This is a genomic window from Bradyrhizobium sp. NC92 (genome assembly GCF_025200865.1).
Taxonomy (GTDB): Bacteria; Pseudomonadota; Alphaproteobacteria; order Rhizobiales; family Xanthobacteraceae; genus Bradyrhizobium.
The window spans coordinates 5,784,362-5,802,065 of sequence record NZ_CP104171.1 but is presented as its reverse complement, the minus strand read 5'-3'; the positions used below and the strand labels follow the sequence as shown (position 1 = coordinate 5,802,065).

The window sequence follows — 17,704 nt, the reverse complement described above, 5'->3', positions numbered from 1 at the left end:
ACAACCGCTTGATGGGCGGGGATTTCGCTTCGCCCCCGGCTACAAAACGCATGCATCGCGAAACCCTGATCATTGCTGAGGCTGGCGTCAACCACAATGGCGATCGCGCACGCGCGCTGGCGCTGGTGGAGGCGGCCGCAAAGGCTGGGGCCGACGTCGTCAAGTTTCAGTCGTTCCGCGCCGACAAGCTCGCGACCGCCGAGGCGGCGAAGGCGAGCTATCAGCAGGTGACCACTGGCAAGGCGCAGTCGCAGCTCGACATGCTGCGCGCGCTCGAGCTCAGCACTGAGGACGAGGGGCAGATCGCCGCCGCCTGCGCGGCCTCCGGCATCACCTACATGTCGACCCCGTTCGACGCCGACAGCGCCACGCATCTGGTCCGCCGCGTCGGCGTGTCCACGCTGAAGGTCGGCTCAGGTGATCTTACCAACGCGCCGCTGCTCTTGCATCTGGCACGGTTCCGCCTGCCGATTATCCTCTCGACCGGGATGGGGACGCTTACCGAAGTCGAGCAGGCGCTCGGCGTCATCGCTTTCGGATATCTCCGCGACGCAACGGCGCGCCCGTCGCCCGCCGACTTCGCAAGCCTGTTGCTGGACCGCGCGACTTGGGCGGAGCTGCGCGCAAAAGTCACGCTGCTGCATTGTACGACCGAATACCCGGCCGATCCGGAGTCGATCAATTTGCGTGCGATGGCGACACTGCGCAATGCCTTTGGTCTGCCCGTCGGCTTCTCCGATCACAGCCGCGGCATTCACATCGCATCCGCCGCGGTGGCGCTTGGTGCCAGCGTGATCGAAAAGCATCTGACGCTCGACCGCAATCTGCCGGGACCGGATCATCGCGCCTCGATCGAGCCGGACGAGATGGCGGCGATGATTGCCTCGATTCGCGACGTCGAGGCCGCGCTCGGCGACGGCCGCAAGGTGCCGGCGCCGGAGGAGATTCCAAACCGCGCGGTGGCGCGCCGCAGCCTGATCGCGCTGCGCCCGGTGCGCGTCGGTGAGCGCTTCACGGAAGACAATCTCGGCGTCAAGCGTCCGGGCAACGGCGTTCCCCCGATCGAATATTGGAGCTATCTCGGCAAAACGGCCTCGCGCGACTATGCGGCCAATGAGGCGCTGGAGCCATGAGCCTGATCGTGCTCTGTGCCGGCGGCCACGCCCGCGTCGTCATCGAGGCGCTGCTGAGCCGTGGCATCCGTCCGGCAGCCGTCGCCGACCGCGACGCCGCGCGCATCGGCGAGGCCATCGGCGGCGTCAAGATCACGGGATCGGACGACGACGTCTTGAAGATGACGCCAGGTGAGGTCGAGCTTGCCAATGGTCTCGGAAATCGCGCCTCGCGCAGTGATTCGGGATTGTCGGGCCGGCGCGCGCTGTTCGATCGGTTTGCCGAGCGGGGCTACAAGTTTCCGGTCATTTCGCATGCGTCCGCCGTCATTGCCTCCGATGCACAACTCGGCGACGGCGCGCAGCTGATGGCGGGGGCGGTGATCCAGCCGGCGGCGCGGATCGGGCGAAACGTGCTGGTGAATTCGCGCGCGGTGGTCGAGCATGATTGCAACGTCGGCGATCACGCGCATATCGCGCCGGGGGCGGTGTTGTGCGGGGGCGTGTCGATCGGCGAGAGCGTCCATGTCGGCGCCGGTGCCGTCGTGTTGGTCGGCGTCAAAGTGGGCGCCGGAGCCGTCGTTGCCGCGGGCGCGGTGGTTACAAAGGATGTCGCGGCCGGCGGGTTCGCCGGCAACGAATAGGATTGGTTTGTCATGAAGGGCGCGTTCGTCGTCAATGAAGATACCCCTCTAATCGAAACGCTGCGGCGGATCGATCAGGGCAATTTGCAACTCGCCATCGTCGAGCGCGAGGGCAAGATCGTCGGCACCGTCACCGACGGCGACGTGCGGCGCGCGCTGCTCGCCGGCACGAGCCTCGATGCCTCCGTCAGCCTCGTGATGAACCGCACGCCGATCACGGCGCCGGTCGGCATCTCGAATCCGGCCGCGCTCAATCTCATGCGCAAGCACTCGATCCATCAGCTTCCGCTCGTCGACACGGACGGGCGGGTGGTCGAGGTCAAGCTAATCGATGATCTCGCGCTCGCGCAGCAATCTGATCACTGGGTCGTGCTGATGGCCGGCGGCCTCGGCTCGCGGCTGAAGCCGCTGACCGACGACGTCCCGAAACCGCTGATCCGCGTCGGCGACAAGCCGATCCTGGAGACCGTGCTCGGCGGCTTCGTCAAGGCCGGCTTCGGCAAGTTCTTCATCTCGGTCAACTACAAGGCCGACATGATCCGCGACTATTTTGGCGATGGCTCGGCCTGGGGTGTGGAGATCAACTATCTCCAGGAGAACGAGCGGCTCGGCACCGCTGGTGCCCTGTCGCTGTTGCCGGAGCGGCCGACGCAGCCGTTCTTCGTCATGAACGGCGACCTGCTGACGACGGTCAATTTCGAGCAGATGCTGAAGTATCATCGCGAGCATCAGGCCTTCTCCACCGTCTGCGTGCGCGAGCATTCGGTAACCGTGCCGTTCGGCGTGATCGATTTCGACGACCACCGCCTGCTCGGCATCCGCGAGAAGCCGACGCAAAAATTCTTCGTCAATGCCGGCGTCTATCTGCTCGATCCGGCCGTGCTCGATCATCTCGACGCCAACGAAGCCGTTGATATGCCGACGCTGATCGAGCGCACCATCGACAAGGGCAGGCCGTCGGTCGTCTTCCCCTTGCGGGAATACTGGATCGACGTTGGCCGGCTGGACGATCTCCAACGTGCCTCCGACGAATTCCAAAGGATCTTTGGATGAGCAGCGAACGTTCGCTCCGCGAGATGATGTCGCTCGACGGCCGGGTCGCCGTCATCACGGGCGGCGCCGGCTATATCGGCCGCGCCATTGCTGCCGGCCTTGCCGAGCTCGGTGCCGGCATCGCGCTGGTCGATATCGCGGCATCTGCGGGCACTGAAGCGGCAGCGAAGCTGACCGCTAGTCACTCCGTCAAGGCCGCCATGTTCGACTGCGATTTTGAGCAGGGCGATGCGGTGAAGGATCTGCCGCGGCGGGTCCGCGAGGCCTTTGGCGGCATCGACATCATCGTCAATTGCGCCGCCTTCGTCGGCACCAGCGGGCTCGAGGGCTGGGCCGTGCCGTTCGAGCAGCAGTCGGATGCGACCTGGCGGCGGGCGATCGAGGTCAACCTCACGGCGCCCTTCGTCCTGATCCAGGCCGCCGCCGAGGACCTGGCCAAATCGGGCCATGGCAGTGTGATCAATATTTCCTCCATCTACGGCCTCGCCGGGCCTGACTGGCGGCTCTACGTGGGAACCCCGCTCGGGAACCCCGCCGCCTATGCCGCCAGCAAGGGCGGCCTGATCCAGATGACGCGGTGGCTGGCCACCACCATGGCACCAAAGGTGCGCGTCAATGCGGTGGCGCCGGGGGGCGTCTTCAGGGCGACGCCGGAGCCGTTTTTGAGCCGCTATGTGGCCCGAACGCCGCTTGCACGCATGGCCAGCGAGGACGATATGAAGGGCGCTGTGGCCTATCTGGCGAGTGACTTATCCGCATACGTGACCGGACAGTGCATTGCGGTCGACGGGGGGTGGACGGCGTGGTAAGCCGACAGCAGGTCATGCAATCGCGAGAATCTCCGAAATGTTGAGCTGTAGCAAATGCTTATTGCCGGAAACGGCGGAGGCCACATCATTCGACGAAGCCGGTTCGTGCAGCGTTTGCCGTCAGATCGAGGTCCGTGACACCCAGATCAACTGGGACGAGCGCCATGACCAGATGATGGAGCTGGTGGCGCAATACCGCGACAAGGGCCTGTACGACTGCATCGTGCCCTATTCGGGCGGCAAGGACAGCGTCTTCCAGCTCTGGTACGTCGTCAAGAAACTCGGCCTGAAGCCGCTGGTGGTGCGCTTCGACCACTGGTTCTATCGCCCGCTGATCGAAGAGAACAACACCAGCGTGTTCAAGCAGCTCGGCGTAGACGTGCTGAACTTCACGCCGAACTGGCATGTAGTGCGCGAGCTGATGCTGGAATCGCTGAAGCGCCGCGGCGACTTCTGCTGGCACTGCCACACCGGCATTTACGCCCACACGATGCAGATCGCGATCCGCTACGAGACGCCGCTCTTGTTCTGGGGCGAGAGTCTCGCAGAATACCAGTCGTTCTATTCCTACGATGAGATGGAAGAGGTCGACGAGAAGCGCTTCAACCGCGCCATGAATCTCGGCATCACTGCCGACGACATGTATGAATTCCTCGGCGGCCGCGTTGCGAAGCGAGACCTCTATCCGTTCGTCTATCCGCCGCGCAAGGAGCTGATGCGGATCAAGTGCCGCTCGATCTGCCTCGGCAGCTACATCAAGTGGGACACCAAGAAGCACGTCGAGATCATCAAGCGCGAGCTCGGCTGGAAGGGCCAGGAAGTCGAGGGTATTCCGCCGGAATACGACTACGAGAAGATCGAGTGCTTCTTCCAGGGCGTGCGCGACTATCTGAAATACATCAAGCGCGGCATGGGCCGGACCAACCATCTCGCCAATATTGACATCCGCAACAAGCGCATGACCCGCGAGCAGGGCGAGGCGCTGGTGCGTGAGTTCGACGGCAAGCGCCCGCCGAGCCTGGATCTGTTCCTCGACTATCTCAATCTGACCGAGGAGCAGTTTTTGGGCATCGCGATCAAGCACGAGGTCAGCCCGTGGCAATTCTCGCCGAACACGATCGAGCCGGGCCGCCGCATGCCCGACATGGACAAGTGGGACAACACCAGGGTGCCCTGGCCGAACCATCCGGGTGTCGAGATCGGCGGCGGCAAAGGCTAGGCGAGGGTCAATGGGCGGCGCGATGATCGTGCCGCGGGGGAGCAGGCGATGTCAGGCGTAGCGATCGTCGATTACGGCATCAACAATGTGCGCTCAGTGAAGAACGCCGTGGAATATTGCGGCTTCGATCCGGTCGTGACCCATGACGCCGACGCCATTGCCGATGCCTCCCACGTCATCCTGCCCGGGGTCGGCGCGTTCGGCGACGCCATGAGCAACATCCGAGCCCGCGGCATCGACGAGATGCTGGAGCGCCATGTCCGCGAGAAGGGCAAGCCGTTCCTCGCGGTGTGCCTGGGGATGCAGCTCCTCGCCAACAACTCCGAGGAGCATGCCGACCTCGGCATAGCGCATCGCGGGCTCGGCTGGTTCGATGCCGATGTATTGCGGCTGATGCCAAACGATCCCACGCTGAAAATCCCGCATATGGGCTGGAACATGGTGGCGAAGGAGCGCAACCATCCGATCCTCGCCAATATCCGCGAGAACAATCTGGCGTTCTATTTCGTGCACTCCTTCGGCATGCGCTGCAGGGATGCGAACGACGTGGTCGGCTATGCCCAATACGGCCAGCCGGTAACCGCGATCATCGCGCGCGACAACATTGCCGCCACCCAGTTCCATCCGGAGAAGAGCCAGGATACCGGGATCGAGCTGATGAGCAATTTCCTGCGCTGGAATCCCTGAAGTCCTCGCGATGCTGAAGAAGCGCCTGATCCCAAAATTCCTGCTGCGCGACGGCAGGCTCGTCAAATATGTCCGCTTTTTCGAGAACGAGCGCGCCGCCGGCAATCCGGTGACGACGGCGAAGGTCTACAACGATTACGGCGTCGATGAGCTGATCGTGCTCGACATCGTGCCGAGCGCGGCCTCGCGCGGCCGCGTCGTCGACATCATTGAGCAAATGTCGGCAGAGATTTTCATGCCTTTCACCGTCGGTGGCGGGGTCAAGACGCTCGACGACGTCAACATGCTGCTGCGCGCCGGCGCAGACAAGGTGTCGGTGAATTCGGAAGCCGTGCGGCGTCCGGATTTTTTGCGCGAGGCGGCACGCACCTTCGGCGACCAGTGCATGACGGTGTCGATTGACTACAAGCGGATCGGCCCCAACCACGCCAGCGTGTTCATCGACGGCGGCCGCGAGCATGTCTCGCTCGACCCGATCGAATGGGCGCAGCGCTGCGTGGATCTGCATTGCGGCGAGGTGCTGCTCGGCTCGATCGACCGCGACGGCACCATGAGTGGCTACGACCTCGACTTGATCCACAAGGCAGCGAACGTCCTGAGCGTGCCGTTGATCGTCTCCGGCGGCTGCGGTTCGCTGCAGCATGCGATCGACGCGCTGGAGGCCGGCGCCTCGGCGGTCGCGATCTCCTCGATGTTCCTGTTCACCGACCACAGCCCGATCAAGCTGCGCAGCCATCTGTTCTCGCGCGGCCTCGACGTGCGCGCCAGCTCCTCAAGCAGGAATTAGCACCATGCAGCTCTCGCTTGCCCGCAACGATCTCGCCCTCTATGTGCGCAAGCAGTTCGAAAACTTGTTCCCTGATGGCACCGATCTCGGCGACCTCCCGAAATTCATTGACCTCGCGCTTGGCCGGATCGATCATTGTTTTTCGCGGGTGCGGCTGAAGGGGTTCTTTGCCAATGACGAGGCGCGGTTCTCGCACTGGCACTCAGACCAGTACGCGATCTTCCTTTACTACCTCGCCAATTCGGCGTTTCGCGAGCGGCCCGGCCACCCCATCGCCGACAAGGCCTATGCGTTGAACAAGGCGTTGCATGCGCTCGACGCGTTCTACGAGGTGGAGTTGCCCAACGTCTTCGCGGTCCAGCATCCGGTCGGCACCGTGCTCGGCCGCGCCAGCTATTCCGACTATTTTATCTGCTACCACAACTGCACGGTCGGGGCGAACCTCTACAACGACTACCCGTCGTTCGGCCGCGGCATCGTGATGTATGGCGGTAGCCGCATCATCGGCAAGACCGCCGTGGGCGACAACAGCTTTGTGTCGACGGGCGCGATCGTGATCGACGGCGGCGCGCTTGCCGCCGACAGCATCTTGCACGGCATCTATCCCAAGGCGACGCGATCGCCGAACTCGCGCAATGTGGTGCGCGATATCTTTGGGGTGACGGCCTGATCAGGTCAGCCGCTTGAACCCGGAATGCGCCACGGGGCCGCGCAGTAGCTGCTTGACGGCCTTCTGGTCGACAGCGTTACGCAACTCTCGGAACACTGCCGTCACCGTCTCCAGGTAGCAATCGACATGAGCGTCGGTGTGCGAATACATCGCGTAGAACGAGCCGGTAGCGAGGATACCGCGATCGAGCATCATCTGGGTGAACAGCGTGCGCACCTCCTGCGCGTCGGGCAGGTCGAAGGCAAAGTGGCCGAGCGGCGAGATGCCCGAGACATGCAGCGGCATGCCGGTGACCTGCGACGCCTCGGTCCAGCCCTTCTGGACGCGCGTGCCGATCCGCATCAAATGGCGGGCGACGTGCTGCTCGCGATGCTTGCGCAGCGTGGCGAGCGCCGCGACCGGGCCGACGCGCTCGGTCCACGCCGTCGAGCTGACAAAAGTCTCTTGTGCTGCGTCCATCACCGAGGCGCGGCCGACGATTGCGGCCATCGGAAAGCCGTTGGCGATGGCCTTGGCGAATACGGCCATGTCGGGATCGACGCCATAGGCGAGATGGGCGCCGCCGGAATTGATGCGGAAACCAGAGGTCACCTCGTCAAAGATCAGCGCGGCGCCGCAGCGGTCGGCGAGCGCGCGGATGCCCTTGATGAAGGCGGGCTCGGGCTCGCTGGAGCGCACCGGCTCCATCACGATCGCGGCGAGTCGCTCCCCATGGGCAGCGACGATAGCCTCGATCTCGTCGAGCTTGTTGAAGTGGAAAGGGTGCATCAGCCCGGCAAGGCCGCGCGGCACGCCCTTGGTGTCGAGGCCCGGCAACAGATGGCCGTCGAGCGCGGTGGTCTCACCCAGGTTGGCGCTGAGATACCAGTCGTGCCAGCCGTGATAGCCGCAGAACGCCACCATGTCGCGACCGGTCGCCGCACGCGCGATGCGCACCGCGATCGCCATGGCCTCGCCGCCGGCGCGGCCGAAGCGCACCATGTCGGCCCAGGGATGCAGCTCCACCAGCAGCTCCGCGAGCTCGATGTCCTCGGCGCAGTTCAGGGTCGACATCGACCCCATGTCGATCGCGGTCTTCACGGCCGCATCGACGTCGGGATCGGCAAAGCCCAAAATGGTGGCGCCGATGCCGCAATAGCTCATATCGAGATAGGTCTTGCCGTCGAGATCGACGACTTCAGCGCCCTTGGCCAACTTGAAATATGTCGGCCATTGCTCCGGCAGGAACATTTCCGGCCGCTTTGAGAGCAATTGCGTCCCGCCGGGCATGACCTTGCGCGCGCGTCGGTACATCGTCTGAGCAGTATTCGACATCTTCGTCCGCCGAAAGATTATCGTCGTCGTTATCGGAAACTTCGTGAGAAGGCAAGACAGGAGAGCCTAGGAAAATCTTTGATGATTGAATAGCTTAGTCAACCACAGTTGACTAGGCTTTCTAGTTCGAAGTACGAGGGCACAAAGCTGGGGCGGTCGTCCTGCATCCGAGACTTAAGGGCTCTGGGTCCGAAAGGAGTGTGCCCAAAGCCAAAAACTGGATGCTCTAAGTCATTCTCATCACGTGGTGCGAAGGGATGCTGTTATGAGGGACGTAGGGTCAATTCCCGAGATGACCGAAGCGGTCCGCCGCCCGGGGAAGATATCCATCGTAATTCCCATCTTCAACGAAGAAGACAATATTGAGCCGCTCTACGCCACGCTCGTAAAAGTAAGCTCGACCTTGGATCGAGATGTCGAAGTGATCTTGGTTGATGACGGATCGACCGACCAATCGAGAAAGCGTCTTGAGCGTTTGGCAGCTTCTGATCCGCGCTTCAAAGTGATTGTCTTTGCCAGAAACTGCGGCCAAACAGCTGCGATGATGGCGGGAATTGACGCGGCCGAAGGTGATATCATCGTGCCTATGGACGGCGACCTGCAGAACGATCCGGCCGACATTCCCCGCCTCCTAGCCAAGATGGAGGAGGGATTTGACGTCGTGTCGGGTTGGCGTCGGGATCGGCAGGATAACGCCCTTTTCAGAAACTTCCCGTCTCGACTGGCAAACCTGCTGATCTCCTGGTTGTCTGGCCTCTCACTTCACGATTACGGCTGCACACTGAAGGCGTACCGAGCCGATCTCCTACGTGGCTTTCGCCTTTATGGAGAAATGCACCGTTTCATCCCGATCTATGCGGCTTGGCAGGGCGGGCGGGTGACCGAAATGCCAGTCATGCATCATGCTCGGCGAGCCGGCAAATCAAAATACGGGCTCGAGCGCGTGTTCAAGGTAGTGCTCGATCTTTTGTTGGTTAAATTTCTGACGCGTTACGAAACAAAGCCAATCTATGTTTTTGGCGGAGCCGCCGTCGCATTTTTTACTCTTGGATTTTTCGCAGGCATTTACTCGCTTTGGCTCAAGTTCGCCGACGGCATCACATTCATCCAGACCCCCCTGCCGCTTCTTGTCTCTCTGTGTGCCATAACTGGCACGATGTGCATCCTAATGGGTTTGCTCGCTGAGCTGATGGTGCGAATCTATTTTGAATCGCAGAGCAAGCGCATCTACGATGTGAGGTACAGGCTCAATTTCGACGTCAAGAGCAACTGAGATGTGCGGAATTGCGGGATTTGTCGGACCGGAGAATCCAATCGCCTTAAAGGCGATGGGTGATGAGCTCGCTCATCGCGGCCCCGACGGGGAGGGCTTCTTTTCCGACCCCATGAGACGCGTTCATTTTGCGCATCGACGCCTGGCCATCCTGGATATTGATGGGGGCATTCAACCGATGTCTCTTCCGGACGGCAGGCTGACGGTCATCTTTAACGGCGAAATCTACAATCACCGCGAACTCCGGTCGGGGCTGGAAGCGCGTGGGCATCGCTTCCAAACCTCGCACAGCGACACCGAGGTGCTGCTTCATGGTTGGCTTGAGTGGGGCGCCGATCTCCTGCTCAAGCTCAACGGCATGTTTGCTTTCGCACTCTTTGATAGGTCTAAGGGTCGTTTGCTCCTGGCTCGAGACCGGTTCGGCGAGAAGCCATTGTTTTGGGCAATGAAGAACGGCGAGTTTGTCTTTGCATCCGAGCTCGGCGCGCTGGTCAAACATCCTTCCCTCGAAGGAACAAGCATCGACCGGCTGGCGATCCAGAAGCTCTTTGCCTACAGTTTCATTCCAGGTGCCAGGACACCGCTTGCCGGCGTTCAGCGTCTTCGGCCGGGCAGTTGGCTCGAAATCGACGTGTCTCACTGTCGTCGCGGTTCTTTGGCGGTTCCGGTTGAGCGATCCTACTGGCGCTTTTCGATTGTGCCCGATAATGCCCCGCCCGGAGATGAAGATGATTGGGCCGACGAGCTAGATCATCTTCTTGGTAAATCCGTATCATCGCGTCTGGAAAGCGACGTGCCGCTCGGCCTGTTTCTGTCCGGCGGCGTGGATTCGTCGGCGATCCTTGCGCATGCGGCGGATACGCGCGACCCTAAGACCATCGACGCGTTCTCGATCGGGTTCACTGAGCCTAGCTTCGACGAGTCTAGGTACGCCGAACGGGTCGCCAGGCAGATCGGATGCAACTGGCACGTCAATACTTGCGATCTAGATGGGCTGCGCTCGGAGCTCGGCGCTTTGCTCGGGCGGATCGACGAACCCATGGGGGACAGTTCCGTCGTTCCGACCTCGATGTTGTGCAAATACGCGTCGGAGAGTGTTAAAGTTGCGCTATCGGGCGACGGAGGCGACGAGCTCTTTGCCGGCTATGATCCCTTCAAGATTCTCGGGCTCGCCCGGACGTATCACACGATGGTTCCGCGCAAGGTCCATCGGGCGATCTCCATTCTGGCGTGCCGGCTGCCCCTGTCCGAACGCAACATGAGTTTCGACTTCAAGGTCAGGCGCGGCCTGAGAGGACTTAGCCTGAAGCCGTCGATGTGGAATGCGGCCTGGCTTGGAGCCCTCAGCGGCCAAGAGATCTCGGAGCTCTTCGAGGACGAGGTCGATTCCGAGACGCTGTACGAGGAGGCAATTACGCTATGGGAGCAATCGGACGCCCGTGATGATGCGAACCGCACGCTGGAATTCTTCACCAATCTCTATCTGCCCGACGACATTCTGGTGAAGTCTGATCGCAGCTCGATGCTCGAATCGCTCGAGGTCCGGGCCCCCTTTCTCGACAATGATGTCGTGGAGTTCGCAAGGCGCCTGCCGATTGGCGTCAAGTTGCGCAAGGGCGTGAGCAAGTGGATCCTGAAGCGTTCGCTGCGCCACCGATTGCCTGAGGACATTCTCCACCGACCGAAGAAGGGCTTCGGCGCGCCGATCGCGCGATGGCTGCGGGAGCTTCCGATGCCGGTCTCGCCACGAACGAGCTTCCTCAATCAGGGCGTCCTTTCGCGGCGCTGGGCTGACCACGCGGCAAAAAAGTGCGACGACCGGGGAGCGCTGTGGATCTGGCTTGGCCTGGACGCGCGCCTGCCCCGGCTAGCCCCATAGGATGATCGGCCGTGCTTGGCTGGCTTCAGCGCCGCTGGAACGAAGTGTGCGATCGGACGATTGGCTCCGACGTATTTTGGGACCTTGCGGTCGACCACCGTACCGCCTACGGTGCGCTTCTGCCCATGATCCATCGCCACGTGAAAGGTAGCGCGTTGGACTTGGGTGCCGGAAGGCTGGCCTGGCGCGCCGCGATCCGCTCTAGGGCCAGCAGCTACTTCGCAACGGACGCGTTCCCCACCCATCCGGATCTCGATTTCGTCTCCGACGCGCAAGGACTGCTGCCGGTCCCGGACAGCACCTTTGACTCCATCTTCTGCTGCTCGGTTCTGGAACACATGCCGCAGCCGTGGACGGCGCTTCCCGAGCTGCTACGTGTGCTCAAACCGGGCGGTGTCCTGATCCTCTCGGTGCCGTTCCTCTATTATCTTCACGGTCAGCCGCACGACTACTTCCGCTTCACCCGCTACGGGGTGGAGAAGCTCGCCCGTGACGCGGGGTTCGAAATCGTCGAGCTCTCAGCGGCCGGCGGCCTCGCGCATGCGACGCTGCAGGCGGGCAGCATGCTGACGACATCGCTATTGTATTCTCCCGGCTTCCCTCATGCGGCCCGCTCGGCGAGTTGGTTGCTTACGTCGGTCGCAAGGCTATTGGACTCGGCGGATCGCGGCCAGGTGTTCGCCCAGTCCATCAATGCGGTGTTGCGCCGGCCGGCCTAATGTTTTGCAGGATCGTGTAGCGTCCGCCGGAGGAGGTGAATACGGCCGTATATGAGCTGGCCGGGAGAGTGAGAGGACTGCTTGTCTCGATTAAGGCGTAAGAAAAATATTGATCGCCGGCCTGCAGTAGGTTGATTGCGGAGGCTCTTCCGGCCTGCTCGCAGTTCCAGTTGGGATCGCTTTGGCCTCCCCAGCAATTGACTTCGTTGTTGCCGGACATGATCGCAAAATGGACTGGATGGAGACTGGGTGCGATCATTCCGATTGGTGTCCTTCGAATTTGTCTGGCCCTGAACCAGTCGGCAGTCTCGAAGGCTTCGGCAGCGTGCGGTTCGGCGTTAACGAATTGAAACCGATACGAAGTCTGCAGCAGAAACTGCTGATTGATGCAGAATACCGCGACAATGACGTAAGCGGCCTTGACGAGTTGAGCGTCGAATTTGCCTGAAGTCTTGCTTGAAATCAGGTGGTAGGCCTCGGCTCCCCCCACGGCGGCAAAGAACAACAGCATCGGTGTAAATACCTGATAGTATCGCGCCACGTTGCGAACATCGATCAGCAAATTCGCTGCGCTGTAGTTCTGCAGAAGATAGGTGCTGACCGGAAGGACCAGCAGATAAATGAGGACGACCGCTTCGTAGAGCGGGAGGTACATCATGATAAAGCCCGCTCCCGAGCGCTTTCCTAAGGAGGCGACGGCCCCGATCGGCACCAAAGCCAGCAGCGGCAGGGGGAGCGTCGCGGCGATTACATCGAGCTTCTCCATTTTGTAGTTGAGGACGGCCATCAGATAGCTGAACACGCGTGCCGGGCTGAAGCTGAGCAAGGAAAAGAACTTGTCGGAGGTCCCGGTGTTGCGCAAAAAGCCTATCGCATCGGCGGTCCACAGCAGGCGGACCGTGTAGTTTGCGACCACGATCAGCGCCAGGAAGGCAACTGCTTTCAAGGCCGCTGGCCGGCCGGAATGGTCGTGCCGGTACTTCCAGTAGATGATCCATAGGAGGAATGCTGCAAGGATCAGGCCCTCGTGGCGGATCAATACCGAAAAACCGGCGATGGCGGCGAGTGTTAGGGGAGCCCGAGGCGGCCAATACACCAGAACTGCGAAGAATAAGGTCAGCAGGAAGGTTAGTAGCGCCGTCGGGTTGAGATACAGGCCGGAGATGCAGAATTGAGCGTTGGCCAACAGCAGAATGACTGCAATCATTGCGGTGCGATCACTACCGAAGCGGCGAACGAGGAAGAACAGGGGAAGTGCCGTCAGACCGACAAAAATCGTCGTGATCGCGGTCGACGCGTGCATTATGAGCGTATAACGATCCGCGACGGACAGCCCATGTAAGGCCTTGCCTATCAGCAAAGGAAGCAGCCATGGTTGGCGATCTGCGATCAGTAACTCGCCATGATAGGCTTGATCGATCAAATAGAAGGGCGCCAACGGGTCATTTTGAAGATAAGCTAGATGCCGTGTCGCCATCACCAAAAGAGCAATGATATTGAAAAGGGCAAGTGCGAGAACGGTTGTTGCCGGAGAGATTCGAGATAAGAAACGCATCATTGCTGCTGGCGTCCGCTAACGAGCTCACGCAATAGTGGCATTCATTGGTCTAGATGTCTAACGAAGGTATGCTTCAGCCCATTCCCATATTTCATTTCGTGCAAATTAATGGCATTGAGCTGGCTGCGGCTCTCATTCTGTGTGGGCTGTTCGCGGCTTTCGCTCGAAGGAAGGGAAAAACGCTCTTTCACGCGGGAGCGGTTATGCTCCTCATGCTCGTTCCCGTTACACTTTCAGTCGAACGGGACACCCAATTCATGACGATGGATGAAACAGGGCTGACGAACCTGTTGCTGGAGCCGGCTAATCGAGGACATGGTCAACTGGCATCTGGCGCGTTCCGCACCACATTGCCTGTAGCGGTCCATCTCGTGCGGCTGGCGGAAAGCTTGGGTCTTCCAGAAGATCGCATCCGCATGATTCTGAAGATCGGTCATTGGCTGCTCGGTTCGTGTCTGCTCCTGGTCGTCTATCTGTTACTCGCCAAGCTGGGCGGATTTGATCCCTTCAGTCCGGGAATGGTCATCCTGGCGGTCACGAGCCTGTTTACCTTTCCGATGACAAATATCACGATCAAGACATTCAACTATGATCTGATTTCCTCCCTCGGCGCGGTCATTGCGCTGCTCTTGGTCAGCGTCGCATTTGCCAGCAGCCAGCGCATGAGCGTTCAGGCCTTCTCTGCAGCGATTGTCGTGGCAACACTGGCGGCGCAGGAAAAGCTCTCCGGTTCTCCGATTCTGTTCATAGTCCTGATAGCTCCGGCAGTCTTTGCTGCTATCCGATGGCCGATGCGCCCGATCACTGCAGGTGTGGCCGACACCATTGCCGGAATTCTGCTCTCGCTGTCCATCTCGGTGGCCTCCACGCTGCTGTACGTCATAGGGGTCCCTTCTGTTCTGTGGGGCGGAGTCTGGCCAGGAATCGTCGATGCGATGAGCTCGTGGACGTGGATTCCACTGTTGGTCCTGTCGGGAAAAGGCGGCGGGGAAATTCCCAGCCGTGTGGCTGCCGTGACGATGGCCATTGGATCCTTGCTGGGGACGACGGTGCTGCTCGGAAGCTGGAGCCAACGATTAAAGGCCGCTAACCTCCCGTCGGCAGTGCAACATTTTCCGGCGACCGTTGCAGGCATCATGATTCTTGGCTTTGGCGCAGGTCTGGTCTCAGCAGCTCTTCTGCAGCCCTATTGGGCGCCGTTCTATCCGACTCCGATATCTCCATCCTTTGCGTTGAATGGAGTGTGGCTGCATTTCGGTTTCGAGAGTCTCGCGATCACCAGACTCGCATATTTGGGTTATGCCTTCGAAATCCTAATCGTTGCGATTCCGACTCCGCTGTTCATCATTGTGCTCCTCGCATGCATACTCTTGCTGACCGGGCGCAGACCGTGCGACGCCACCGCTGGTTTTCTCTTCGTTGTGGCGCTGGCATTGATTTTGATCGGCGCGCTGTTGCAGGTGCCGTTAGCCCACCGATATCTAAACACGCCCTTATTCCTGATTCTCGCTGCGTCTCTGCTAGTCATATTGTCGAGCGCCCAGAAGTATGGTCTGGCGAATCGAACGAGGAGCGTTGGTCTTGCCGCCATTGCTTTCATGGCAGCATTGTTCTTGATCCTGGAGACGGTGCCGTTCCGGCCGCTGTACGCTGCTTTTCGACCGTTCTGGCTGAATTATCCGGACGCCGATTTTGCGGAGGCCGGCCGATTGAATCCATCCTGGATGGGATGGGGCGAGGAACGCGCGCTCCTGGGTGAGAAGTTCGAGGAGTTCTGCGGGAGATCGCCGGACATCTGTCGAAATGGGCGAATTTTTCACCTGTATTATGGACGATGGCTGCCGGAGCGGCCGCGGTCATTCGAGATATTTGATGCCGCAAATGTCGTCGGAAAAGAGCCCTTGGGCGATCACGATTATTATCTGTTCAATCGGAGCCGCATCGTTCAGGGCTTTCCGCAACCGAAATCACGTCCTATCCTGACCCTCGACTTTCGCGGCTATGAAATGGCTTGGCTCTACCGCGGCTCGGATCTCGCCGCAGAGAACTACGGTTTCGGAAGGTGAGTCTGACTTGTCGACGGCCGGCCCGAGAACATCAGGAGCAGGCCGCCGATGAGGCTCGTTCCAAGGATCAACGCTCTGCTGAAGGCGGCAAAGGCTATGGCCGGCTCGTGCGCAACGCCCAAGAGCTGAAATAGCGCGACGAGGCCGGCTTCCTGCAGCCCGATGCCGTTGATGGAGACGGGCATCAGCGCCGCCAGCGTCACGAGGCCGATGACGGCGGTGAGCTGGATGACGTCTACCCTCATGCCGATCGCTTGCGCGATGATGAACTGGGCCAGGATCGACGCGGCGGAGCTTAGCACGGAGAACAGGACCGCGAGCGCAAGGACGCGCGGCAGGCCGGCGAGGCGGAGTGCGCGTGCGGCGGCCGCTGCCATTTTCTGGCCCATTCTCGTGACGACCGGACGGAACGAGGGGCTGCGGCTCGCCAGAACACCCAGTATCCCCACCACAGCAAGCGCTGGCACGATCCAGATCGCGAGCGATGCGGCGGAGATTGCGGTCACGCTCGGCCGCAGCTCCCAGAAGTTGGTGGAGGGCAGGGCTGCGGCCGTCATCAGCACGACGACGACCAGGCTCAGCAAACGGTCGGCGACGAGAGTCAGGACCGCGAGGTTTAGGTCGTGGCCGCCGCGCGTGAGCGCTACCGCCCTGTAAACGTCGCCGCCGACTGTGCTGGGAAGGAAGTTGTTAGTGAAGAAACCGATGAAGGTCAGTCGCATCACGTCGAGCGGCGGAAAGCTCGTCTCCTGGCCGCGCAGCAGCACCCATAGCCGTAACGCGCCGAACACCTGACTGGTCGCAAAGACGACGAGCGAAATGGCAAGAACTGCGGGAGGAAAACCGGCAATCGTGCTGATGGTCGCAGAATCGACCTTCGAGAGCAACCACAGGATCAGCGACACGGAGATCAGCAATTGACAGCCGCGCCAGGCCAGCCGTGAGACCTGCGGGGCGTTCGTCCATTGCCGAAGCAGGCCGGGGCGAAGCTTCATGACGTCCTGACGAAGGTGAGGACGATGGGAGTCTCCCAGCGCAATACTCGTGCAATGCCAAGCAGGATTGTGATGACACCGAGCCGGTGGAATACTCGCAACAGGTTCTTGGCGAGCCCCAGCGTCGAATACTCCTCGAAATTCAGCGACCGCACGCGCTCTTCGAACAGCGCCTGGCCCCATCCCTTGACCTCGATCCTGTCGCCGAATGGTGCGATCCAGCGCTTCATCTTGGCGGGTGTGATCAGCTGCAGCGTGTCGATATATGCCGGGTCCCGCCCTGCGAGGCGCACGCGAAGCCGGCCGAGCCAGTGCGGGCTGTGGGGCAACCAGAGCAGGCCGTAATGGCCCTCCCACCAGCTGCCGAAATTCGGGATCACCATGTGGCAGACGCCGCCTGGTCGCAGCACCCGAAAGCACTCTTTCATCACCGCTGCGGGATCGGCGACATGCTCGAGCACGTTGGACGATATGACGGCATCGAAGCTCTGGTCAGGGAAGGGGATGTGCTCTCCGGCTCCATTGACGAGAAGCTCAGGATCGAGCCCGCAGCCGTCCAGAAGCTGCTGACCGAGTTCGTAAGTGCCGCTGAACTCTTCGCCACCCGGTTCCAGGCCGTATGCTTCGGCCCCGAACCGCAGCCTGGCCGTGGTGACGGTCAGGCCGAGCCCGGCGCCCACTTCGAGTAGCTTCAGTCCCTGCAACCTGCGGCCGCTTTCCTTCTCGAAAAGTGACAATTGGGCAATCGACCGTTTCACGTCAAGGCTGTCGTCCGTCATCCGTTCAAGGTGATTTTGTGAACCCGCGATCGGGCCGAACGACTTGACATAGATCGGATAGAGTTGCTGCCGCAGCCTGCTGAACAGCGTGGGCTCCAGACAATTGAACGAGGAAACTGCGGCTGGCTCTGAGGACATTG

Annotated in this window: 16 protein-coding genes; 12 read left to right on the top strand and 4 right to left on the bottom strand. The window is 60.9% G+C overall.

What is annotated here, in order from left to right:
- Positions 1-50: 50 nt before the first annotated feature.
- The 8 genes from neuB (at position 51) to N2602_RS27400 (ending at position 6,981) form a co-directional block, all read left to right on the top strand.
- Positions 51-1,133, top strand: a complete 1,083-nt coding sequence (neuB, locus tag N2602_RS27435) for an N-acetylneuraminate synthase (RefSeq protein WP_260380023.1) — start codon at positions 51-53, stop codon at positions 1,131-1,133.
- Positions 1,130-1,756, top strand: coding sequence for a NeuD/PglB/VioB family sugar acetyltransferase (locus N2602_RS27430; protein ID WP_260380022.1), 627 nt, complete (start codon positions 1,130-1,132; stop codon positions 1,754-1,756). The genes neuB and N2602_RS27430 overlap by 4 nt, the downstream gene beginning before the upstream one ends.
- Before the next feature lie 12 nt (positions 1,757-1,768).
- Entirely contained in the window at positions 1,769-2,809 is a 1,041-nt protein-coding gene (locus N2602_RS27425; protein WP_260380021.1) for a nucleotidyltransferase family protein, read from the top strand.
- On the top strand, positions 2,806-3,618 hold the full coding sequence (locus N2602_RS27420; RefSeq protein ID WP_260380020.1) for an SDR family oxidoreductase: 813 nt from the start codon (positions 2,806-2,808) through the stop codon (positions 3,616-3,618). Before N2602_RS27425 ends, N2602_RS27420 begins: the two co-directional genes overlap by 4 nt.
- Positions 3,619-3,679: 61 nt before the next feature.
- Positions 3,680-4,837: an N-acetyl sugar amidotransferase gene (locus N2602_RS27415; RefSeq protein WP_260380019.1), complete on the top strand. Its 1,158-nt coding sequence runs from the start codon at positions 3,680-3,682 to the stop codon at positions 4,835-4,837.
- 48 nt (positions 4,838-4,885) lie between these two features.
- Positions 4,886-5,524, top strand: coding sequence for an imidazole glycerol phosphate synthase subunit HisH (hisH, locus tag N2602_RS27410; protein ID WP_260380018.1), 639 nt, complete (start codon positions 4,886-4,888; stop codon positions 5,522-5,524).
- Positions 5,525-5,534: 10 nt separating this feature from the next.
- Positions 5,535-6,311, top strand: a complete 777-nt coding sequence (locus tag N2602_RS27405) for an imidazole glycerol phosphate synthase cyclase subunit (RefSeq protein WP_260380017.1) — start codon at positions 5,535-5,537, stop codon at positions 6,309-6,311.
- A 4-nt stretch (positions 6,312-6,315) separates the two neighbouring features.
- Complete coding sequence (locus tag N2602_RS27400) at positions 6,316-6,981, top strand: hypothetical protein (RefSeq protein WP_260380016.1); 666 nt, start codon at positions 6,316-6,318, stop codon at positions 6,979-6,981.
- Here the strand turns inward: N2602_RS27400 and N2602_RS27395 are convergent, their stop codons facing one another.
- Complete coding sequence (locus N2602_RS27395; RefSeq protein WP_260380015.1) at positions 6,982-8,295, bottom strand: aminotransferase class III-fold pyridoxal phosphate-dependent enzyme; 1,314 nt, start codon at positions 8,293-8,295, stop codon at positions 6,982-6,984. It abuts the gene before it with no gap.
- Between the two features lie 292 nt (positions 8,296-8,587).
- Here N2602_RS27395 and N2602_RS27390 point away from each other — a divergent pair, with 292 nt between their 5' ends.
- Genes N2602_RS27390 through N2602_RS27380 form a run of 3 tightly spaced genes read left to right on the top strand, consistent with a single transcriptional unit; the run spans position 8,588 to position 12,166 of the window.
- The gene (locus N2602_RS27390; RefSeq protein WP_260380014.1) at positions 8,588-9,568 is read left to right on the top strand and encodes a glycosyltransferase family 2 protein; all 981 of its coding nucleotides are present in this window, start codon (positions 8,588-8,590) and stop codon (positions 9,566-9,568) included.
- Position 9,569: 1 nt separating this feature from the next.
- A complete protein-coding gene (gene asnB, locus N2602_RS27385; RefSeq protein ID WP_260380013.1) occupies positions 9,570-11,447 on the top strand; it encodes an asparagine synthase (glutamine-hydrolyzing) in 1,878 nt (625 codons plus the stop codon).
- 11 nt (positions 11,448-11,458) lie between these two features.
- Complete coding sequence (locus N2602_RS27380; RefSeq protein WP_260380012.1) at positions 11,459-12,166, top strand: class I SAM-dependent methyltransferase; 708 nt, start codon at positions 11,459-11,461, stop codon at positions 12,164-12,166.
- On the opposite strand, the gene N2602_RS27375 is transcribed toward N2602_RS27380, so the two are convergent.
- Positions 12,138-13,721 (bottom strand): hypothetical protein, encoded by a 1,584-nt coding sequence (locus tag N2602_RS27375; RefSeq protein ID WP_260380011.1) that lies wholly within the window; start codon positions 13,719-13,721, stop codon positions 12,138-12,140. The two genes, N2602_RS27380 and N2602_RS27375, sit on opposite strands and share 29 nt — an antisense overlap.
- 206 nt (positions 13,722-13,927) lie before the next feature.
- Between N2602_RS27375 and N2602_RS27370 the strand changes: the two genes are divergently transcribed.
- A complete protein-coding gene (locus N2602_RS27370; RefSeq protein ID WP_260380010.1) occupies positions 13,928-15,790 on the top strand; it encodes a hypothetical protein in 1,863 nt (620 codons plus the stop codon).
- On the opposite strand, the gene N2602_RS27365 is transcribed toward N2602_RS27370, so the two are convergent.
- Positions 15,772-16,707, bottom strand: a complete 936-nt coding sequence (locus N2602_RS27365; protein WP_260380009.1) for a lysylphosphatidylglycerol synthase transmembrane domain-containing protein — start codon at positions 16,705-16,707, stop codon at positions 15,772-15,774. The genes N2602_RS27370 and N2602_RS27365 overlap by 19 nt on opposite strands.
- 74 nt (positions 16,708-16,781) lie before the next feature.
- Complete coding sequence (locus N2602_RS27360; RefSeq protein WP_260380008.1) at positions 16,782-17,702, bottom strand: class I SAM-dependent methyltransferase; 921 nt, start codon at positions 17,700-17,702, stop codon at positions 16,782-16,784.
- Between the last annotated feature and the right edge of the window lie 2 nt (positions 17,703-17,704).